Raw genomic sequence first — 21,689 nt, forward strand, 5'->3', positions numbered from 1 at the left:
GAGTGAGCGACCCCCTCGTGGTGTTCGTGGCGGAAGGCCCCGGCGCCCAGGCGTCGGGGGCGGTGAAGCGGTGGGTCAGGGCAGCTCCGGCAGTCGCGGGGCGTCGAACGCGGGGTCCTGCACCACCTGCTGCCGGAACGTTCCGAACCCACGTTCCTCGTTGACCTCCTGCTGACGGCCGAACGCCCCGATGAGGGCGATGACGCCGCAGATCAGGGCGGTGAGAATGAGACCGCCGATCACCGCCGGCCACACCTGCTGCCGGCGCCGCCAGTAGCGGCTGGAACCGTACAGCAGGGCCGACCGCAGCTGCCGGTGCCGCAGGGCGTCCGCCTGGAGGACGTACTTCTCCTCGTCGGGCGTGTAGTGGAACGCCTCGGGGAGCTGCGGGTCCGGATCCGCTGGGGCCGGTGGGGGTGGCGTGGGGGAGGACATCGGCGATCAGCCTACTAGAACAGACTGTTCAGGTAGTTGGTCAGACGGCCGTACTTCTCGGCGGTACCGCTGGTGGCCTCGATCATCTTCGAGAAGGCGGCGTTGACCTCGGCGAAGTGGGAGTCGAACTCCTGGGCCTTGGCCTGGAACTGCGCGCTGCCGGAGCCCTCCCACTGGCTGACGGTGCTCTCGGACTGCTCGTTGATCTGGCTCATGATCGCGGTGAAGCGGGCCAGGTGCGCCTGCTGGTCGGAGGCCAGACCCTCCAGTTGACCGACATTGCCGTAGACATCGAACTGGCTGCCCATGACTGATCGCCTTTCTCGTGGCGGGGGAAGAGGGTGGGGAGAGGTTACGCGTTGATCGGACGGGAGAGGCCGCCGAGGTCGTTTCCGGCCTGCGCGAGGTCGTCGGCGGAATCCTGGTCGGTGATGTTGAACTGCTGCTGACCCTCGTTCAGCTTGATGCCGTTCTGGCTGCACCAGGTCATGAGTTCGTCGAACCGTTCGGTGAGCGCGTTGCGCGCCTCACGGAAATCGTGCAGGGCCTGGCCCTGGAGGGCGTCCCCGTCGTTGGACATGTCCTGGATGAGCTGGTTCATCTGGGTGCGGAGGCCGTCGGACTCCTGCCCGAGGTTCTCTCCTCCCGTTCCGAGTGCGTTGACATTTTCGAGACCGGCGTGGTTGGACATCCGAATCCTTCCAGGGGGATGGGAGAGGAACTGTGCGGTGATCCCGTCCTCCGGGGGGCATGGTGTTCGTCATGGGGCGGAACACGGGAGGAGGGGAGATTACGGACGATAGTAAGCATCTCATCGGTGGGTCAATGACCACGCACCCTTCGCGACATCGCGGCCGGATTCGGCCAATGCGGTGCTGTTCACGGCTGGTTCACGGCTGGCCGTCGCCGCAGTCCACGTAGTCGATGACGCTCGCCTCGTACTCCTCCGGGGTGTCGAGGGTCTCCCAGTGCTCGTCCATGTAGGCGTCGACGAAGTCCTCGCCGTTGACGGGTTCGCCGCACCAGGTGACCTCGTTGTGGTACATGGCGTCCGCGAGAGCCCCGTCGATCTGCCCGGAGTTGTGGACCGCCTCGGTGTTCCACTCGTCCTTGTCCAGTTCGACGTAGTACCCGCCCCCGTTCTCCCGAACGATCGCGGTGTCGAACAGCCTGTCCCTCTTGTCGCCGATGTTCTCGACGACCTGGCCCGGGTCGCCCTCGGCGAACATGCGGTCCAGCGTGCGCACCATGACCTCCCGTTCGACCCAGAAGAAGGAGACGTAGTCGCCGGTCGGCTCCTCCTCGGCCCCGGTCTCGGGTTCGGGGGTCGAACAGGCGGACAGGACCAGGATCGTGGCCAGGGTGACCGCCATGAAGGCGGGCGCACGGCCCTTGTACGGGGTCAACGGTTCCTCCGGATCGTGTCGGCGACGGTCTGCGGCCAGCCGCGCATCACTCCTCCTCTTCCTCCCCTCGGCCCTCGAAGACCCTGTTCGTGTCGTTGTAGGAGTTGTTGTACTGCTCGACGAAGTCGTCCACGCGCTGGTGGCCCGGCTGGGTACGGCCGTCGCTGGTGGTGATCTCCACGTCGTCCATGATGTTGCTGATGGCGCCGTCCATCCGGTCGAGGTCCTGGTTCTCGTTGTCCGTCCACTCGTTCGGGTCCTTCTCGACGCTGACCCTGACGGAGTCGTCGAAGACGAAGCCCTCCCCGATGTCCTCCGGGGCCAGCCGCACACCGTCCTGCCAGACGGTGAGGGCTCCGCCGTCGATCAGGGTGTGGAACTCGTCGGGACGGATGACGTCGTTGAGGGCCTCGGGGTCGTGCTGCGACAGGTAGTCGAGGGCCTCGATCCGGAAGTTGCGCTCAATGTACTCGGCACCGGAGAAGGTCGGATGGCGCGGGGAGACCTCGTACTCTCCGTCGACGATCGCCTCGACGATGCTGTCCTGCCCGAGCTCCAGGCCCTTCGCCACGGCCGCGCCGATGACCGGGATCTTCTCCGACAGGCCGGTCGCCTCGCCCACGATGTACTCCGTGATCTGCGTCTTGCGGTCGATCTGCTCGTCGAGGTCGGCGGTCCGGTCGGCGGACTCCCTGCGCAGGGCCTCCTCCAGAAGGGCCTGGAGTTGGCCCCCGCCGCGTGCCGTCTCCTCGTCCTGCCCGCTCTCGAAGAACGCGGCGGCCTCGATCTGCTGGTAGACGTCGACCGAGTTGACCACACGCCCCGCGGTCTCGTCGTTGCCCATGAGCAGCTGCATGTACATGGCGCGCTCCTCGGGCCCCATGGAGACGAAGTTCCTGTCCGGTTCGAAGTCCCCGATGCCCGTCACCGGCTCGTTGTCCTGGAGGACGTCGCTGTCGGCGAAGCTGTAGATGTGGGCGTCGAAGATGTCCGCGAGGCTGTCGGCGAGTTCGCCGTTGAACTGGGTGAAGGACGCGTCGGAGTACTCGTTCTCCCCCTCGGTCACGTCGACCCCGGTGTTGACGAGGGCGTCGTGCATGTCCGGGTCGGTGAGGGTCTCCATGAACCCCGCGAACGCGCGCCCGGCACGGCTGACCTCCAGGGGGTCGTCGCTGTTCAGGTCCTCGTGCAGCCAGTCGGTCAGCTGGCGGGCGGTGGCGCCGTCGTCGTGCCACTCGTAGGTGAGCGTGCCCTCCAGGGCCTGGGTGCGCAGGTCGTCGTGGTAGTCGATCCCCAGCTCCGGGTTGAGGTGGGTGCCCGTGAGCATGAAGTAGTTGGAGTCCTCGTTGCGGCTGGCCACGTCGATCAGGGCCGCCATCTGCTCGGAAGCCGGCATGATCCCGTCCGGGTCGGGCACGTCGCCCCAGTTGTCGAGGAAGGCCCCCATGGACAGGTGGAGGTTGGTGGACAGGCCGTATCCGGCCTCCAGGTCCTCGTCGGTGTGGGCGAGGAGCGCGGACAGCGACCTGAGGTCGTCCCCCAGCGTGACCGGGGTGTAGGGGACGCTGTTCTCGTCGTGGTCGACGGGCAGGGAGCTCTCCACGGCGGTCCGGAAGCTCTGGGGCAGCTTGTCGTAGCCGCCGCCGAGGTTCGGGTCGGAGAGGGCGAGCAGGCCGTCGCCGAGGACGCCCAGGGCGCGTTCGCGCTCCTCGTCGGTCATGTCGCTCCCGGCCATGAGGCCGGGGAGGGCGAGGACGCCCGGGCCGAGCCCGTCCCCGTTGGTGTGCTCGTCCTCCAGCTGCCCGTAGAACTCCTCCAGGAAGTCGACCTCGCGGGAGCTGAGTTCGGTGCCGTTCTCCTGGCCCCGCCGCGCGTTGGTGCCGATCATGGCCATCAGGGCCATGAGTTCGTCGTAGCGCTCGTCCAGGGGCTTGTCGCCGCTCCAGTAGCCGTTGAGCTCCTCGGCCCACTCGCGCGCGTTCTCGTCGGTGAGGAGGTTCTCGTCGATGAGCTGGGCGAAGCGAGCGGGGTCGAGGTTGTAGAACGCCCAGTCGGCGTTGCCCGCGTCGATGAGCCGCTGGACGTTGGCGGGGGTGGGGCCCTGTTCGAGCATCTCGCGGATGTCCGCGGCGTTGTCCTGGAGCTTCTGCCAGTTGGTCTCCTCACGGGTGATGAGGGAGTCGCGGGTGGATTTGAGTCCGTCGTAGAGTTCGCGGCACTTCGCTTCGTCCCCGGCGCCCCAGTCCGTCCAGAGGAAGCCGTCGGCCTCGGGGTAGGTGGCGGTGATCGTCGCGTTCTGGTACTTGTCCGGGACGGCGCTCTCCTTGGCGCGGCGGTCGTTGTGCCAGTCGGAGACCTGGGCGCCCCACTCGTCCCTGAACTCCTCGATCATGTCCGCCCACATCTCCGCGACGGAGGCGACGTAGGTGACGGTGACCGCGGCGTCGCGCCAGTGCTGCCGGTCCTCCTCGGAGAGGTTCCTGATGTCCCAGCCGATGACGTCGGTGAACTGCGTGGCCGCGGAGTCGAAGCCGCCCCGGAGGTCGTCGGCGCGTCCGAGTACCCGGGAGTTGAGCAGCTCCAGGTCCCGGGCGCACTCGTACATCGGACGGGACGTGTAGTCGACGGAACGGGGGGAGAAGTCCAGGTCGAAGGAGGCCACGGTCTTCCTTGGGGGTGAACGGGAAAGGCGGGGAGGGGGCGGGGACACGGCGGGGGGAGGAGATCGGTCCGCCGGGGTGGCGGGCGTCGGGCGGCGGCTAGAAGTTGATCTCCAGGCGCGCGTCCCAGGCGGAGTCGTACTCCTCGGCGCTCTCCAGGTCGTTCCGGGCGATCTCGGACGCACCCGCCTGGATGTTGTTCGCGAGGGAGAGGCCGTGCTCCTGGACGTCGATGAGGTCCTGGGCGAACTCCTCCTTGAACGTGCGGAACCCGGCCATGACGTCGGAGTGTCCCGCGGCCGCCTCGGCGTCCTCCATCAGGAGGTCGAACATGTCGGCCAGCCCGGCCATGGCGGCGGCGAGGGTCTCGGCGTACTCGCCGCCCTCCATCGCCTCGATCGGATTGCCGCCTGCCTCTGTGGTCATGTGGGTCTCCTCCGTGGGTGCGGGATGACCGAGAGGGCGTACGCCGCCCTCCACGTGCGAGTACCGTCTCGCCGGGGGGTGGCGGGACGGTCGGGGTCCGGGTACGGGGTCAGACGCCCGAAGGGGCCGATGAGTTCCGTTGTGCGCGAGGTGTTCGGAGATGTTGTCCGTGTCCGGAGCGCGTTGTTCGCCGGGTGTTCAGGTCGGGACGGCGTTCGTCGTGAGGGGCGGTGCGCGCGGCGGCGGTGGCCCGCCGCGGGTCACGGGCGCGGGGGCTCACTCGGACGGGCTGGCGCTGGCCTCGTCCCCGGCGGGTTCCTCGGCCCAGCGGACCACGAGCGGGTAGCCGTCCATGGAGGCGTCGTGGAACCGGGGGAAGACCTCCTCCGTTCCGGTCACCTCGCCCTCCTCCAGGTCGACGCGGAACCACGCCTCCTCCGTCTGGAGCAGGACCGCGTCGCGCCCGGGCGCGGGCGCGTACTGGAGCACCGGACCTCCGCTGTTCTCCAGGATCCGGGCGGCCGTGTGCGTCTGTCCGTCCACGGTCACCAGGTAGGCGCCCGCCGCCGTCTGTTGGGAGCCGTCCGACACGGGCCCCAGCACGGCGGTGCCCCCACCCCACACCGGGCCGTCGTCGAAGGTCTGCCACCGGCCCTCGGAGGTGGTCAGGGACGCGTTGACGACGCTGCCGTTGGTCTGGCGGATCACCAGGGTCCGGCCGTCGGCGCCGGGCAGCTGCTGGGTCCGGACGCTGTTGCGGATGTGCAGCTCGCCCGCGGGCGTGAGCGCCCAGTCGCTCGGGCGCTGGTACTCGCCCAAGGGGAGCGTGCCCTCCTGGTTCGGGGTGCCGCCCGGAGCGTCCAGCGGCACCGACATCACCCGAGGCGGCTGGCCGTCCTGCGTGTCGTCGGAGACGTACCACAGCCGCTCTCCGTGGATGACCGGCCGTGACAGCACCTCGCCGGGGGACGCGGTCACCGACTCGGCCGGCTGGTAGGTGACCCTGGCCGGTTCCTCGCCCTCCTCGTCGGTGGCCTCGGCGACCGCGGAACCCTCGACGTCCTCGGGGTCGGTGAGCACGGCGATGGTGATCGCGGACGGTTCGGCGGTCGCGTAGGCGAAGAACTGCCAGTCCGCGGAGAACTGGGAGTGCACCGGCAGGGCCGGCGCCATGGGGTCCACCGCCCCCTCGGGCAGGTCGAGCGCGTGGACGGGCTGGCCGGTCGCGGGGTCGTGGAAGACGAGGACCTGGTCGGTCTCCGGGTCGCCGCCCTCGTACCCGCGGTGCAGCAGGGCGAGTCCGGCCAGTCCCTGCTCGGTGATCTCCTCCACGGTCTCCGGTGGGTCGTCCGAATCCGTGGAGGAGGCGTCGCAGGCGGTGGCGGCCACCAGACACGCGGCCGACATGAGGGCGAGGGAACGCCGCACGAATCTGCCTTTCGGGGGAGGGAAACGGTGGAGTTGCCACAAGTGGGACCAACCCGGACTTCCTATGGTTCCACCTCCGGAGGGGTGCTGCGGGCGTCCACGCGACGGCGACGCGACTCGGGGAGAGGCCACGGGTGGGGCGGTAGGTGACGCCGGGACACGAGGGGAAGCGCGCGGCGGACTCGGGGGCGGACGCGATCCCGTAGCCGCTGGCGATCGCGTTGAGCCAGTCGTCGGGGTGCTCGGTGGCCGCGCCGGTTCGGACGGGGCGGTCACCGCGTTCGTCGGCACCGGGCCAGTGGTCGCGCCGGGCGCCGGTCTCCGCGGGCGCGGGACTCGTCCTGTTCGACGTCGGCGCCGTCGCGGCCCACGTGCGGGCGGGGGTCCTGTACGACATCGCCTTCCCCGGCGCCACCTGGCGCTGGCCGCGGCGTCGCTGGCCCTCGCCCTCCCGGTGTGACCCCGGCGGGGGCGGCCGCCGCCGGGGTCACACCGCCCCGTCCCCTACCCCGGGGGCTCGCTCCACCCGACCTGCACCAGGTCGGGGCGCTTGCCGCGCAGCGCCAGCTGAGCCCGGCCCTGCGGCAGTGCCTTGGAGGCCACGCCGTTGGCCAGGCGCCCCTCCATCCGGTCACCGGAGAACAGCAGGCCGGGCGTCGCCATGTCGTTGAGCGCCTGGAGCACCGGCTCGAACATCGCGCGCGCCGTACCGCCCGTACGCCGGGCCGCGATGACGTGCAGACCCAGGTCGGCGCCCTGCGGGATGTACGGCGCCAGCGGCGCGAGCGGGTTGCTGCGCGAGGCGATCATGTCCATGTCGTCCACGACGATGTACAGGTCCAGGCCCTTCCACCAGCTGCGTTCCCGCAGCTGCCTGGGGGTCACGTCCGGCCCCGGCAGACGCTGCTTGAGCGACCCCGCCAGGTTGTCCGCGACGGCCTTGGTCTGCTCCGCCGTGGTGCAGTACGCCAGCAGGTGCTCCTCCGGCACCAGTTCCAGGTGCGAGCGCCGGAAGTCGACCATCACGATGCCCAGCTCCTTGGCCGGGTGCTGGACGATCTGCTTGACCAGCCCGCGCAGCAGGGTCGTCTTGCCGGTCTGCGGGTCGCCGAACACCACCAGGTGCGGGTCCCGGTCCAGGTTGGTCGTGACCGGGGCGAGCGAACTCTCCGCCATGCCGAGCACCAGCTCGCGCATCCGGCCCCTGCCGCTCCTGCGGCCCTTGAGCAGCTCGTCGAGCTCCACCCGTTGGGGCAGCGTCCGCACGCCCTGCACGGCCTTCTGCGGCCAGCGCTCCCGGACCCGCTTGATCAGGTCGCGGATCCCGTCGGTCACGTCCTCGTCGCCGGCCACCCCGTCCACGCGCGGCAGCGCCACGTGCGTGTGGTGCTCCTCCGAGGTCAGACCGCGGCCCGGCGTGTCCTTGGGGATCTCCTCGGCGACCTTGCGCCCGATCCCCGAGTCCATCGGGTCGCTGAGCCGCAGCTCGAAGCGCCCGCCGAACAGCGCCTGCAACCGGGACCTGATCTGCGACGACGCCGCGCCCGTCAGGATCGTGTGCACGCCCAGGGACGGACCCCGGGTCGCGATGTCCATGAGGAAGTCGTCGGCCGCGTCGAAGGAGTCCCGGACCGCCGACCACCCGTCGATCATGAGGAACAGGTCGCCGACCACGCTCGCGGGCACCTTCCCCTCGGCCCGCGCCTGGCGCAGCGCCGCCGGGGAGTCCAGCTTGTGCTTGCGGAACACCCGCTGACGCCGGTCCAGGTGCCCCGACACGTCGGTCAGGATCCGCTGCACCCGTTCCGGATCGGCCCGGCCCGCCACGCCCGCGACGTGCGGCAGTTCGTCCATCGCCTGGAGCGCGCCGCCGCCGAAGTCGATCGCGTACACCCCGACCCGGCCGGGCGGGTACCGCCACGCCAGGCTGGCGATGATCGTGCGCAGCAGCGTCGACTTCCCGGACTGGGGGCCGCCCAGGATGACGATGTTGCCCTCGCCCCCGGTGAAGTCCAGCTCCGCCGGGATCACCCGCTGCTCGCGCGGGATGTCGGTGAGACCGATGACCGCCTTGGCCTCGGCCGGGTCCGGCTCGGTGCCCTCGCCCTCCAGGTCGTCGGCCTCCCCGAGGTCGGCCAGCACCGAGTCGAAGGTCAGCACCTCCGGCAGCGGCGGCAGCCACACCGGTCGCACGCGCTCGGCGCCCGACGCCACCAGCTGGTCCACGGTCACCTGGAGGGTGGTCCGCTTCTCCTTGGGCTGCTTCTCCTCCTCCTTGGCCCTGACCGAACCCACGAGCGAGTCGACCAGCGACCCCGTGCCCGTCACCTTCTCCAGGGCGTTGTAGGACAGCAGCGGCAGGACGGGCTCGTGCTCGTCCCTCTCCTCCTTCTGGGGCGGTTCGTAGGGCTGGGAGACCATGGCCGCCTTGAACCGCTCGAAGACGGAGGTGTCGACCTTGAGGTAGCCGGAGCCGGGTTCGGGCGGCAGGTGGTAGGCGTCGCCGACCCCGATCGCCTCGCGGCTCTCCGCCTCGGAGAAGGTGCGCAGACCCACGCGGTAGGACAGGTGCGACTCCAGGCCCTTGATCTTGCCCGACTCCAGGCGCTGGGTGGCCAGCAGCAGGTGCACCCCGATCGACCGGCCGATGCGTCCGATCGCGACGAACAGCTCCGCGAAGTCCGGGTGGGCGGTCAGCAGCTCGGAGAACTCGTCGATGATGATGAGCAGGTGCGGCAGGGGCTCCAGCTCGGGGTCGTTCTCCCGCGCCGCCTCGTAGGCGTGCAGGTTCGGCAGGTTGCCCGCGTTCTTCAGGATCTGCTGGCGCCGGAGCAGCTCACCGAAGGTCGCCTCCCGGAACCGGGTCACCAGGCCGTCGTCATCGGCCAGGTTGGTGATCAGCCCGGCGCTGTGCGGCAGCCGGTCGGTGTCGGCGAAGGTCGCGCCGCCCTTGAAGTCCACCAGCAGCAGCGCGAGGTTCTCCGGCGAGTGGTTGATGACCAGCGAGGCCACCATCGTCCGCAGCATCTCCGACTTACCCGAACCGGTGGCGCCGACCACCAGCCCGTGCGGGCCCATGCCGCCGAAGGCCGACTCCTTCAGGTCCAGCAGCACCGTGTTGCCGCTCGGCCCGATACCGATCGGAACCCGCAGGTAGTCACCGGTGCTGCGCTTGCGCCAGGTGCGCCGCGTGTCCAGTTGGGCGACGTCGGGCACCCCCAGGATCTCCGGCAGCCCGACGGTCTCGTGCATGGCGTCGTCGGAGTCGGTGACCGCGATCCCGTACGGCGCCAGGGAGCGTGCCAGGCTCGTCAGGTGGGCGACGCTCGACCGGTCGGCCCGTCCCCTGAGGGGGGCGCGCTCGGCCTCCTCGTCCGCGCCCGGCAGCTCGGTGTCCTCGGTCAGGGTGCCGTCGGCGTCGACCAGCAGCCGCAGGTCCACCGCCTCCGGCTCCTCACGGCGGTCGCCCACCAGGGCGATCACGTGGATCCCCAGATCGGCCAGGGAGGTCACGGGCGGTTCGGCGTGCAGCCCGGACAGCGTCGACTGGTGCTCGCCGTCGAGCACGACCACCAGCCGCTGCGTGCCGGGGCCCGGCGGCTTGCCGCGCCGCCGTTGCAGGTCGACCGTGCGGCGCTCGATCTCCTCGGACAGCAGCTCGGCGATCTGGACGGTGTTCCCGGCCACGAACCGGGCGGGCATCGGGCCGTCCCTGGCCTCGTCGAAGGTGTTGTGCGGCAGCCACTTGAGCCACTCCCACCAGGTGCGCAGCTTGTGGTCGCGCACCACGCCGATCCGCAGGTCGTGCGGGGAGTGGAAGGTCGACAGCTGCGCGATCATCGACCGCGCCAGCCCGCGCCCGGCCTCGCGGTCGCCGACGACCGACACCACGCCGTACTCGCGCAGCGGAACCACCAGCGGCATCTCGGGCACGTCGCCGTACAGCTCGATGAGCTGGTCGGCGGCGCCCTGGCAGACGGGGTCGTAGACGATCAGCGGGTTGGAGTTGTCCACCTTGAGCTTCAGCGCCCGGGCCAGCGGTCGGGTCCCCGACCCCGCGCGCACGTCCAGGAAGTCGGGGTCGGAGGCGCGCCGCTCCCAGCGCCGGGCGCGGGAGCGCGCGGGCTCGGTCAGCAGCTGCGGGTCCGGGTGGCGGAAGGCGTTGTCCGCCCGCTGCGTGGCGGCCACGTCCCGGACGATCTCGCGCAGCTGGTCGAGGTAGTCCACGTACCGTTCCCGCTGTTCCCGGATCCGCCTGCGCGGCCCGTTGTGCTGGGCCACGAACATGATGATGCCGACGACGACGCTCGCCATCATGATCATCACGCCCGCGACCGCCATCAGCGGCCGGTGGCCCATGGTGATGGACATCAGCAGGGAACCCGACCCGGTGATGATCGGCATGATGATCATCGCACCCGAACTGGAGGCGGGAGGGTTCTCCGGCATCTGCGGCGGAGTCGCGATGACCAGGGGCGTGTTCCCGGGGGCGGTCGGGACGCTGCGGGCGGGGCGGGGGACCGGTCTCGTCGCCACGGTGACCTCTTTCCGTCCACCTGCGGGGGCTGGGTGTCTGGGTGACTACGCTAGGAATGATCTCGCGAACACCGCGAATCACCTAATTCGCGTCGATCTGTACCCCCGAGCGGCGACAACCCCCTACGGCGACGGCAAAGGAATCATGGGTGTGAGTGGATACTGCCGGGTCACGGTCACCGGACCGGACCGCTGGGCCGATCTGGCACTGCCCGGAAGCGTGCCCGTGGCGACGCTGATGCCGCGCATCGTCGAGGTGTGCGGCCCCCAGGAGGAGGGCACCGAGCCCGCGCACTGGGCGCTGACCACCGTCGACGGCTCCCCGGTCCGGCCGGAGGAGCCGCTGGAGAGCGCCGGGGTCTACGACGGCGACGTCCTCATGCTCGACCGGCGGACCGCGCCCAGCCGACCCGCGCACGTGGATGACGTGCGGGGCGCCGTGGAGGACCGGGTCGACGAGACCGCCCGGATCTGGAACCCGACGACGACGCTCTCCTTCGGACTCCTCGTGGCCGGAATCGGCCCCTTGCTGATGCTGCTGTTGATGATGTGGCTGCGGCCCTCGGTCGGCCACCTGGGTGTGGCGAGCGTCGGCACCCTGTTCTCGATCGCGATCATGCTGCTCGCGGCCCGTCGCCCGCTGCCCGCCGTCGCCCACGTCCTGTTCGCCGCGTCCTGCGTGTGGGGCGCGGTGACCGCCGTGCTCGCCGCGGGTCTGGCGACCAACGCGGGCGCCCTGGTGACGGCGGCGTTCGCGCTGACCGGGGCGCTCCTGGTGGCCGGGGTCGGCTGGGCCCTGCACGAGACGGGGCTGGCCTACATCGCCGGGCTCGGCGTGATCACGGTGACCGCCGGGGTGCTGGTCGGTGTCGGGGCGTTCGTGGACCCGGTGCAGGGGGTCCGGGCGATGGGACTGGCCCTGGCCCTGTGCGTCGGCGCGCTGCCGCGGGTGGCCATGGTGATGGGCGGCCTGTCCGGGCTGGACTACGAGGTGGGGCGCTCGGGCCAGGTCGCCACGGAGCGCTTCGAGGACACCTTCACCAACAGCGACCGGCTGCTGCTGGGCATCGTGACGGGCGCCGCGCTCAGCGGCGGCGCGGTCACCGTGCTCCTGACCCTCATGGCCGAGGGGCTGCCGGACCTGCTGCTCAGCGGTCTGCTGTCGGTGCTGCTGATCATGCGTTCGCGGTTGTTCGACCGGATCCGCCACGTACTGCCGCTGCGGCTCGGGGGCGTCCTGGGGCTCGGCGCCACGGGGGTGGCGGCGATCGGGGAGTACCCCGTGCTGGGACCGTGGCTGCCGGTCGCGGCCCTGCTCGTCTGCATGGTCCTGGGCGTGCTGAGCTGGGTGCGCCTGACCGACGTGCCGCGCGCGTCGCTGCGCCGCGTCCTCAACGGGGTCGAGGTCGTGGTGATCATCGCGATGTGCGCGGTCCTCGCCTGGGGGATGGGCCTGTTCGCCTTCGTCGCGCGGATGTCCGGAGTGGAGTGACGCTCACTCCGGGGCGGGGGAACGCTCGGCCCCGCTCCCGGCGGGCGGTTCCTCCCGCGCCGACCGGTTCCCCGACGCCTCCACCACCGCCGTCGCCGCGACCCCCCGCGGCTCGGCGCGCCGCCTCCGCCGCCGGGCCTCCCTGAGCGAGACGCCCACGATACGGGTGGCCGCCACCGCCGTGATCACGGCGAGGGGCAGGACGAGCCCGGCCGCGGGCTGGCGGATGGGGTGGAAGCGGGCGCCCACGCCGTCGAGGACGATGAACCCGGCGGGCCGCACCCGCGCGAAACCGCTGCCCCCGCCCCCGTCGGCGCCCGGGATACGGCTCGAACCGCCGCCCATCGTGCTGAGCGCGCTGACCCGCGCGACGGGGACGACGGTGGTCGCGCCCGACACCACCGGGTCGCCGAACACGGTGCCCGCCCTGGCCGCCGCGCCGGTGCCCTCGACCACGCGCACCAGCGCGTCCAGCGCGGGGCTGGAGCGTTTGGCGGGCGCCGTGCGACCGGCGCTCCGGGCGGTGCGTCGGGCCCGTCGGATCGCGGATCTCAGCATGGCCCCGTCTCCCTCGCCGCTCCGGCACCGGTACTCCTCACACGCTACCGGGTCGCCCCCGTTGTGGCCCGAATCTCACGGTACGTCCGTGTTCCCGGAGGACCATGCCGGTGTGGCCGGTCACGGACACGGAGCGAGGGTTCGTGTCCGTTGGGCGATATGGTGTCCGCCGTTCTGAGAACGACCCAGGAGGGGACCCCCGCATGCCCGAGCCGACCCGCCATGCCGCCGCCCTCGCCGGAGGGGCCGCCCTGGCGTTCCTGCTGAGCGCCTGCGGAGGCGGCTTTGAGGAGACCGAACGCGAGCCGGACACCGCCGCTGACGCGAACGCGGAGGACACCGAGGAGACGGCTGCGGCCGAGGAGGCCGTCGAACTCGTCGATCCAATGGAGCTCGCCCCGGACGACCTGTGCACGGTCCTCTCGGAGGAGACGCTGACGGAGCTGCTCGGCGAGGAGGACATGCGTGGTGAACCGCAGACCACGACCGGGGTGCCCGAACCGGAGGAGCTGGAGGAGCGCGGCCGACTGGAGATGAGCTGCATGCTCATCTCGCTGACCTCGTACACGCTCTACCTGGACATGAAGGTCTACGAGGGCCGTTACGTCGACTCCGACTATCCCGACGTCACCGAGGAGGACGCGGACCCCGACGTCGACCTCGGGGACTTCACCGTCATCGGCCCCGGTATCGGTGACGGCGTCTCCGTCACCGTGGTGGAGGGCCAGGTGCTCGTGGAGGTGGACTACACGAGGAACATGGGGGAACAGGCGCCGGAGGAGGAGTTGCGCGAGGGCGCGCTCCTGGCGGCCGAGGAGATCCTCGCGGCGGTCGGCTGAGTCCGCCCGCGCCCGGGGGAGGGCCGGTCAGAACAGGGGGTCGCCGGGCTCCAGGGTCCGCGGGTCGACGATCACCACCCGCCCCTCGGCCGTGATCGCGGCGAGTACCTCGCCCTCCGAGTGCACGGCGACCCGCCGGAACCCCACCGCGCCGTCGCGGTCGGCGAGGTCCGCACCCGTCTCCAGGTCCCACACGTGACTCGTGGAAACGGTCTCGCCGTCGTCCGACGCGTACCCCGGCACCTCCCAACTGGCGTACACCCGGGACCGCTCCGGCTCCACCGTGACCTCCACGAGGGAGGCGCTCCCGGTGCCGGCGAACCCGGGCAGCGCGAAGGAGCCCAGCTCCGAGCGCCCGGCGTAGTCGAACCACACCAGGCGCTCCCCCCTCCGGTACACCACCTCGTCACGCCCGGGGACCACGGCGAAGACCGTCGAGTCCGTCCCGCGCACCGTGTGCGGGGCCTCCTCCGACCCCAGGTCCCACACGGAGATCGTCCCCGGGCGGCTGACGGCGACCCGGCCCGGGGCGACGAACTCCAGGGCCGTGACCGGTCCGGACACGAGGGAACCCGCGGGCTCGCCGGTCGCCGGGTCGACGAGGCCCACGGTGTCGCCCTCCCAGTCCTCGTCCAGCGCCACCGCGAACACACCCCCGTCGGGGGCGAACCCCACGTCCCGGGCGTCGCGCGGCCGGTCCGGCCACACACCCCCGCTCTCCTCCGGGCCGACCTGCGGTCCCAGGTGCCCCGCGGTCGTCCCCGACGGCAGGTCGAAGGTGTGCGCGACCCCCACCGGCCGGTCGATCCCCTCGTACCCGACGGGGACCACCGCGGCGACCGTGCAGCCGGTGGGTGCGAACACGGGGTCGGAGTCGGGGGACACCTCGTCGGCGGGGCGGGCGATCTCCTCCCCCGCACGCCAGTCCCACACCGTCAGGCCGTACTCCTCGGTGGTCACGGCCAGCGCGTCCCCGTCGGGGCCGAACGCCAGCCCGATCGGTCCCGCACCGGCCCCGTCGGGCTCGACCCCGGGGGCCGGGTACCCGGTGCCGTCCAGGCAGGCCGCGTCGGTGACCAGCCCGGCCCCGGACGCCCCGGGTTCCCCGTCCGACGCCGCTCCACCGGGGGGCCAACCGAGGGTCCACGCCACGGCGGAGCCCGCCACCAGGGCGAGCACCAGACCCCCCGCCCCCAGGAGCGCGACCCGGCGTCCGCCCCGGGCGGGGGAGTCCGCCGCCCCCGCCGCGGAGCGGCCCCCGGGCACGGGGGAGACGACCGCCCGCTGCCGCGCCGCGACGGCCTCGATCGCGGTCCGCGTCCGTCGCGGCCACAGGCCCGGGTCGCCGGGTCCGCCGAGCATCCGCACCAGGTCGGCCGCGCTGGGGCGCAGCGACGGGTGCCGTCTGAGGCACGCGTCGACGAGTCCGCGCAGTTGCAGGGGGACGCGGGCGAGCCCGTCCGGCCCCTCGACGCCGCTGGCCGCGAAACACAGCGTCGCCGCCCAGGACAGCACGTCCGCGGCCGGCCCCGCCCCGCCCTCCGGCGCCGCGAACGCCGGGTGCGGCGCGCGCTCGGCGCCGTCCCGCTCCAACCACTCCAGACCAGGGTCGGCCAGGACCGCCGTCCGCGGGGTCAGGAGCACCCCGTCGGGCCACAGCGACCCGTGGGCGCGTCCCGACGCGTGCAGGTCGGTCAGCGCCGAGGCGAGCGCGAGGGCCAACGGGACCAGCGCGTCCGCGCCGAGCGGGCCGTGCCCGCGTACCAGTTCGGTCAGGCTCGGCCCGAACGGGCGGTCCACGGCCACCCACGGCGTCGCGCCGTGCGGGTCGGCGTCGCGCACCTCGCACACGTGGGGGCCGAACACCTCACGCGCGGTCAGTACCCGCTGGGCGAAGGCCGCCCGGAAGGCGGGGTCGGTGGCGTGCGCCGATCGCGCCACCTTGATCGCGACGGGCGCCCCGCCGGAGTCCGACCCCAGGTAGACGCGGGTGAAGGTCTCCTCACCCAAGCGGGCGTGGAGGCGGTGGGGGCCGACGGATGGGGGGTCGTGGGGGTGGAGCGGGAGCATGGGCCCTCCCTGGGCGTGGCGGTCGTGGCGCGTGAGGTCAGTCGATGGCCGTGATCAGGCGCAGTTCGACGGCGTCGACCACCCACATCCCCGAACCGGTCGGGGGGAACCCGACGAAGATCCCACCGTCGGGATGGAGCGTGATCTCGGCGACGAACCCCTCGTCGGACTCGGCCGTCAACTCCTCTCCCGTGGAGAACTCCCACACCTTCATCACGCCCTCGGACAGGTCGGCGGCCGGCTCCCGGTAGGTGGCGTACAGCCGGTCCGCCTGCGGGCTGTACACGAACTGGTCCAGGGGCGCCTCGGGCGGGCGGGCGGGGACGAACTGGGTGGGCTCCCCCGCACCGCCGAGCACCTGCCTGCGGGGACCGGCCTCGTCGTAGTAGAGCACCTCGCCGTCCCCCGTGAGGACCAGGTCCGGATCGAACAGGGGGGAGCGGTAGCCGTCCCCGTAGGCGAGCAGCTCGCGCGTTCCGGTGTCCCACACGAAGACCTCGCCGCTGAGGGTGTGGGCCCCCAGGTGGGAGCCGTCGGGGGAGTAGGCGACGATCTCGGCCGCGCTGTCGGCCTCCTCGTAGGCGTGCACCACGTCCCCGCTCGCCACGTCGTAGGTGACCACGCTCGTGGGTCCGCCGGCGGCCGTGGTCACCTGCGAGCCGTCCGGGGAGAACACGGCGGTGCTCACGTCCTGACCGGGGCCCAGGACGGTGCTCTCCCCGGTCTCCAACGTGTACACGTGCGTTCCGTCGTCGGAGGTGAAGGCGAGCGCGCAGTCGTTCGGGGAGAACACGGGCCTCCCGCGCAGAGGGGGGATCTCCACGTCGATCCACGCGAGCCGGGTGCCGTCCCGCCAGTCCAGGAGGAAGATCCCCTGCGGGCTCCCGACGGCGAGGACCGAACCGTCGTTGGAGAAGGCGGGGTGGAGCCGTCCGGCCATCTCGGGCAGTTCGTCGGCCTCGGCCGGCTCGGTGAACGCGTCGGCCAGGTGCACGGCGGGATCGCACACCTCGCGCTCGACCGGCTCCGCGCTCGCGGACGGCGCGGCCCCGCCGGGTTCGGCGCGCACCGGGTCCGGCCCGCCCAGCGACCACACGCCGAAGCCGCCCATGAGCAGCAGCGCGGCGGCCGCCGCCCCGGCGATGAGCAGCCGCCCCGCCAGGGGACCCTTCTCCCCCCTGGCCGGAGCGGTCGAGCGTACGGCGTCCCGGTGCTCGCGCGCGACGCCGTCGAGCACCCCGCGGGCGGGCGGGGGCAGCCAGGCGGCCGCGCGCGGCGCGGGGCCGGTCGGGCCGCCCAGTTCCCGGAGGATCTCCGCGGCGGTGGGCCGCCGGTCGGGGTCCTTGTCCAGACAGGACGCGACGAGCCCGCGCAGGGACTCGGGGACCCCGGTCAGGACGGGGTCCCGGTTGGCGACGCGGTACATCACGGCCGACGGGTGCCCCTCGCCGAACGGCCCCGTCCCCGTGAGCGCGTACACGAGCGTCCCGCCGAGTGCGAACACGTCCGAGGCGGCGCCGCACCGCTGTTCCCGGACGACCTCCGGCGACATGTAGCCGGGGGTGCCGACGACCCGGTCCGCGTCACCGTGGCGGGCGTCCTCCATCGCACCGGAGATCCCGAAGTCGATCACCTGCGCCCCGTCCGCCGACACCATCACGTTGCCGGGCTTGAGGTCGCGGTGGACCAGGCCCTTGGCGTGGACGCCCTCCAGCGCGCGGGCGACACCCCGGCCGAGGAACCGCACGCTCTCCTCCGGGAGCGGGCCCGTGGTGTACACGAGGTCGTGGAGTGAGGGCCCCATGACGTACTCGGTGGCCATCCAGGGCGTCTGCCCCGAGGTGTCGGCCGCCAGGACCCGGGGGACGTTCCCGCCCAGCACGAGCCGGGCCAGTTCCAGCTCCCGGGCGAAGCGCTCCCGGAAGTCGGGGTCGTAGGCGTACTCGGCCCGGACCACCTTGACGGCCGCGGACCCGCCGGCCGCGTCCAGCCCGAGGTAGACGCGGCCCATGCCGCCGGCGCCGAGGAGCGCGGCGATCCGGTACGGGCCGACCCGGCGCGGGTCGTCGGGTGCTGGCTGCTGCATGGCGACCTTCCCAGGCGGCTCAGGACAGTTCGGAGACGACGGTGAACTCGGAGTCGAGGATCAGGACGCTGATCCCGCCCGTCTCGGAGACGGCGGTGGCGACGTGCTCCCCGTCCGGGTGGACGCCGATCGGGTCGTAGAGGAGGAGCTCCCGCTCCCGCAGCAGCTCGCCGGTCGCGGTGGACCACACGCTGCTCCGGCTGGAGGGCAGGCCGTACGCCCCGGCGAGCAGGCGTTCACCGTCGGGGGAGAAGGCCAGGTCGTGGATGAGGTCGTGCTCCTCGCCGACGGGCGCCAGCTCTCGGACGGTCGCGCCGGTGGCGGTGTCGACGATCCGGGCGCGGTTCTCCCCGTCCACCACGGCCATGGCGGAGTCGTCGGGGGAGAGCGCGAACGAGTACCCCGAGCCCCCGGAGATCCGGTACAGCTCCCGGCCGGTGGCGGCGTCCCAGACGAACACGCCCAGGTACTCGTCCCACCCGTGGTCGACCACCGTGCCGACGAGCAGGGACTCGTCGGCGGTGAAGTCGAGGTCGAAGGCGATGCCCTCGACGGGGATGTCCACCTCGGCGGTGTCGCTCGCCACGTCCCAGATCTGGATGAGCCGGTCGCCGTCGTAGGTCCCGTCCTCGGAGGCGAGGACCGCCATCCGGGAGCCGTCGTCGGTCAGGGCGGGGTAGTCGTAGAAGCCGCGGTCCCCGTTGTCCCGGCCCACGACGGCCACGCGGTTGTCACTGGACCCCTCCCAGACCTCGACGTAGCCGTCGGCGGCGGAGGCGACGTGGCCGCCGGAGGTGATGTCGGCCGAGGTCGGTGTGGGTTCCCACGTGTCGAGGGGGACGCCCTCGCGCCAGTCCCAGGCGGACAGCGTGCTCCCGCCGTAGACGTACAGCGTCTCCCCGTCGTCGGAGAAGACGAGATCGTACATGAAGCCGCTGAGCTCGACCTCGGGCGTTCCGTCGGCGGGCTCGCCGCTCGGGTCGGGGGACGCCGGGGGGCCGGGGTCGGCGGTCGCGGTCGGCTCCTGGCCGGGGAGCGGGAACCCGGTGCGGGCGAGGGTGGCCCCGGCCGCGATGACCAGGGCCGAGGCGGCGGCCGCCACGAGGACGGTGCCGCGCCGCCACCGGGGACGCCTGGTCCCGGTCTCGGCGCCGTCGGACCGGGGCGCGCGGGGAGGGGGCGCGTCGCCCCTCCCGCGGCCGGTCACGGGCGCCCGGGCGGCCGCCTCGCCGTCCATGGGCGCCGTGGTGCGTTCGGCGGCCTCCGCGCGGCGGGACTCGCCCTCCCGGAGGTCGATCTGCTGGGTGACGGGGGAGGGCAGCCACCCGTGCTCCGCCGACGGCAGCGGGAGCGCGGACAGCTCCTCCAGGACCCGGTCGGCGTCGGGGCGCGCCTTCGGGTCCTTGGCCAGGCACACGGCGACCAGGTCGCGGAGCAGCCCCTCGGGGACCCGGTCGAGGCGGGGCGCCTCGGACAGGACCCGGTGCAGGACGGCGGATGGGTGGCCCGCGCCGAACGGCGGTTCACCGGAGGCCGCGAAGACCACCGTCCCCGCCATCGAGAACACGTCGCTGCGCGGCGAGACCTCGTCACCGGTGATCTGTTCGGGCGACGTGTACGCGGGTGTGCCCAGGGTCTGCCCGGTACGGGTCAGGACGGTGCCCTCCACGGCCCGGGCGATCCCGAAGTCGATCACCTGGGGGCCGCGCGGTGAGAGCAGGACGTTGGCGGGCTTGAGGTCGCGGTGCACGATCCCGGCGGCGTGGACGGTCCCGAGGGCGCGCGCCAGCCCCACGGCCAGGACCCGCAGTGACGGCTCCGGGAAGGGGCCGCCCGCGAGGACGGCCTCCTTCAGCGTCGGCCCGGGGACGTACTCGGTGGCCATCCAGGGGGCGGGCGCGTCGGGGTCGGCGTCCACGACCGCCGGGGTGAACGGTCCCCGGACGAGTCGGGCGGCGCGGACCTCCCGGCCGAAGCGGGCCCGGAACTGGGTGTCGAACGCCAGATCCTCCTTGACCACCTTCAGGGCGCACAGGTGGCCGTCGGGGGTACGCGCGAGGTAGACCTCGCCCATCCCGCCCGCGCCCAGGCGGGCGAGGAGGCGGTGCGGGCCGATGTGCGGGGGGTCTCCTGGGGTGAGCGGCTGCACGGTGGGTGGGGTCCTCACTGGGTTCGAGGGCCTGGCCCGGCGGCCGTTCGGCCGGGGTGGGGGTCGTCCGTCAATCTAGCCGTTCGCCGACGGGCGTCCCGGCGCCCCGCCCCCCGTCCGGTTCCCACCCGCTCACCCGGGGGTCGCCGTTCGGGCGCCCGACCAGAGCGAGTGCCGCGCCGCAGGCGTCCGTCGACCACGACCTCCGCCCACGCCCCCCGGACCCCTGACTCTCGCCCCCGCCGGTGAGGCGGTGAACCGGTGGGGTTCGCGGGGAACCGGTTCCGGCGCGCGGTGCGTCTGACCGAGACCCGGCCCGCACCCGAGCGGGCCCCGACACCGGAGCGCACCGACCCATGAGCCCCTACCGGCCCGCTCGCCCCGAGGACCTGCCGCCGCCCGGAATGCTCTGGGCCCACGGAGTGATCGAACTCGGCGCCTACCGCGCCCTCGAAGCGCGCCCGGGCGAGACGTTCACCTATGACCCGGTGGGGACCACCTTCACCCGCGAGGGCTTCACCTACGGCCCGCACGGCCTGCACTTCGACAACTCGTCGGGCTGCTGGTGGCGGCTGACCTGGGTGGAGGGCGGCAGGGCGGTCCTGACCGGTTACGAGCCGCTGGGGCAGCGCACGATCGACGAGGAGGTCGACCTGCTCGCGGGCGGCCCCGACTGGCTTCCGCGCGAGTGGCTGGACACGCATGTCGCCCGGTACCGCCACGAGCAGATGGGAGTGTCCTTCCTCTGCTGGTGGGACGGCTCCTGGGGGCGCGTCGAGTACCCCGATACCGTCGACGACGACGGCCTGTGCACCGTCGGGGGCTTCGGCACCCTCGATGACCTGGTCGCCCACTCCCTTCCCCTCCCGAAGGGCGACCGTGACCGAACCGTGGCGGCCGAGCTGATGCGCGCCGTCGCCGAGGGCGACGGCGACCGGGCCTGGGACCTGTTCGGGGACCTGTTCGGCACCGACCGCCCGGCTCTCGCGCACACGCGCGAGCTGCTCGGCGAAGACTGGTTCACCTGGCGGAGCGCCCTGCCCGCCGGGACCCCTCCCCCCGAGCCCCGGCGCCCGCGCCTGCTCAGGGAGCGGGAGTGGGAGGCGCTGGTGGCGCGCGCCATGCGGGACGCGCACGAGCTCGACCGCCCGGTCCCGCCGGAGACCGAACCGCTGCGCACCCTGCGCGGGAGTCTGCGCTCGCTCGCCGCCGAACGCGGCGAGGAGCTGACCTTCACCGTCGCCTGCGAGCGGGGGAGCATGATCTCCCCGCGGTTGGTGACCGCCTCCGGCGAGGTCCTGGCGGAACCGTGGGAGGACAGACTGCTGCCCTGGCGGCTGCGCAGGGCGGAGGCGCACCCCGAGTACGGCTCCTGGTACTTCCTCCGGCTCCGCGCCGCCGGCGGGGACGTCGCGGTCGAGCGCGCCTACGACCACTGGCCCGCGTGGGCGGCGCGGTCCGTGGGTTTCGACGGGCGCATGGCGCCGCCGCGCCTGCCCTCCCTCCGGGACGAGACGGCCGCCCGGGACCCGCGCTGGCGCCCGGCGTGGGTGTGGCTGCTGGACGAGGAGATCCCCTACGATCCGCCGACGGACCTGTGACGC

The 21,689-nt window shown here is 72.6% G+C and carries 15 protein-coding genes; 3 read left to right on the forward strand and 12 right to left on the reverse strand.

All coding sequences use genetic code 11. The annotated features are described in order from the left end of the window. Positions 1 to 75 precede the first annotated feature (75 nt). The 8 genes from DVR05_RS14110 to eccCa all read right to left on the reverse strand — a co-directional run bounded on the left by DVR05_RS14110 (position 76) and on the right by eccCa (position 10,822). Entirely contained in the window at positions 76 to 435 is a 360-nt protein-coding gene (locus tag DVR05_RS14110) for a hypothetical protein (RefSeq protein WP_116246335.1), read from the reverse strand. Positions 436 to 449: 14 nt separating this feature from the next. Further along, entirely contained in the window at positions 450 to 743 is a 294-nt protein-coding gene (locus DVR05_RS14115; protein ID WP_116246336.1) for a WXG100 family type VII secretion target, read from the reverse strand. 44 nt (positions 744 to 787) lie between these two features. Then, complete coding sequence (locus DVR05_RS14120) at positions 788 to 1,126, reverse strand: hypothetical protein (protein ID WP_116246337.1); 339 nt, start codon at positions 1,124 to 1,126, stop codon at positions 788 to 790. A gap of 199 nt (positions 1,127 to 1,325) precedes the next feature. Continuing rightward, the gene (locus tag DVR05_RS14125) at positions 1,326 to 1,841 is read right to left on the reverse strand and encodes a hypothetical protein (RefSeq protein WP_116246338.1); all 516 of its coding nucleotides are present in this window, start codon (positions 1,839 to 1,841) and stop codon (positions 1,326 to 1,328) included. Positions 1,842 to 1,887: 46 nt separating this feature from the next. Beyond that, positions 1,888 to 4,503: a hypothetical protein gene (locus tag DVR05_RS14130; RefSeq protein ID WP_116246339.1), complete on the reverse strand. Its 2,616-nt coding sequence runs from the start codon at positions 4,501 to 4,503 to the stop codon at positions 1,888 to 1,890. A 97-nt stretch (positions 4,504 to 4,600) separates the two neighbouring features. Further along, a complete protein-coding gene (locus DVR05_RS14135; RefSeq protein ID WP_116246340.1) occupies positions 4,601 to 4,927 on the reverse strand; it encodes a hypothetical protein in 327 nt (108 codons plus the stop codon). 276 nt (positions 4,928 to 5,203) lie between these two features. After that, entirely contained in the window at positions 5,204 to 6,355 is a 1,152-nt protein-coding gene (locus DVR05_RS14140) for a hypothetical protein (RefSeq protein ID WP_116246341.1), read from the reverse strand. Positions 6,356 to 6,859: 504 nt separating this feature from the next. Then, the gene (gene eccCa, locus DVR05_RS14155) at positions 6,860 to 10,822 is read right to left on the reverse strand and encodes a type VII secretion protein EccCa (protein WP_369974538.1); all 3,963 of its coding nucleotides are present in this window, start codon (positions 10,820 to 10,822) and stop codon (positions 6,860 to 6,862) included. Between the two features lie 220 nt (positions 10,823 to 11,042). Between eccCa and eccD the strand changes: the two genes are divergently transcribed. Then, on the forward strand, positions 11,043 to 12,383 hold the full coding sequence (gene eccD, locus DVR05_RS14160) for a type VII secretion integral membrane protein EccD (protein WP_116246342.1): 1,341 nt from the start codon (positions 11,043 to 11,045) through the stop codon (positions 12,381 to 12,383). 3 nt (positions 12,384 to 12,386) lie between these two features. Here the strand turns inward: eccD and DVR05_RS14165 are convergent, their stop codons facing one another. After that, on the reverse strand, positions 12,387 to 12,941 hold the full coding sequence (locus DVR05_RS14165; RefSeq protein ID WP_369974537.1) for a GerW family sporulation protein: 555 nt from the start codon (positions 12,939 to 12,941) through the stop codon (positions 12,387 to 12,389). Positions 12,942 to 13,144: 203 nt separating this feature from the next. On the opposite strand from DVR05_RS14165, the gene DVR05_RS14170 reads away from it, so the two are divergent. Continuing rightward, positions 13,145 to 13,780, forward strand: a complete 636-nt coding sequence (locus DVR05_RS14170) for a hypothetical protein (protein WP_116246343.1) — start codon at positions 13,145 to 13,147, stop codon at positions 13,778 to 13,780. 27 nt (positions 13,781 to 13,807) lie between these two features. On the opposite strand, the gene DVR05_RS14175 is transcribed toward DVR05_RS14170, so the two are convergent. From DVR05_RS14175 to DVR05_RS14185, 3 genes are read right to left on the reverse strand one after another with little or no spacing between them, the layout of a single operon-like run. Then, positions 13,808 to 15,850, reverse strand: a complete 2,043-nt coding sequence (locus DVR05_RS14175) for an acyl-ACP thioesterase (protein WP_116246344.1) — start codon at positions 15,848 to 15,850, stop codon at positions 13,808 to 13,810. Between the two features lie 37 nt (positions 15,851 to 15,887). Further along, positions 15,888 to 17,936 (reverse strand): WD40 repeat domain-containing serine/threonine protein kinase, encoded by a 2,049-nt coding sequence (locus tag DVR05_RS14180; RefSeq protein WP_116246345.1) that lies wholly within the window; start codon positions 17,934 to 17,936, stop codon positions 15,888 to 15,890. A gap of 19 nt (positions 17,937 to 17,955) precedes the next feature. Beyond that, on the reverse strand, positions 17,956 to 20,085 hold the full coding sequence (locus tag DVR05_RS14185; protein WP_116246346.1) for a protein kinase: 2,130 nt from the start codon (positions 20,083 to 20,085) through the stop codon (positions 17,956 to 17,958). A gap of 356 nt (positions 20,086 to 20,441) precedes the next feature. Here DVR05_RS14185 and DVR05_RS14190 point away from each other — a divergent pair, with 356 nt between their 5' ends. After that, positions 20,442 to 21,686, forward strand: coding sequence for a hypothetical protein (locus DVR05_RS14190; RefSeq protein ID WP_157982442.1), 1,245 nt, complete (start codon positions 20,442 to 20,444; stop codon positions 21,684 to 21,686). Positions 21,687 to 21,689: the final 3 nt, after the last annotated feature.

The organism is Nocardiopsis sp. FIRDI 009, assembly GCF_003386285.1.
In the GTDB taxonomy this organism is placed as follows: domain Bacteria; phylum Actinomycetota; class Actinomycetes; order Streptosporangiales; family Streptosporangiaceae; genus Nocardiopsis.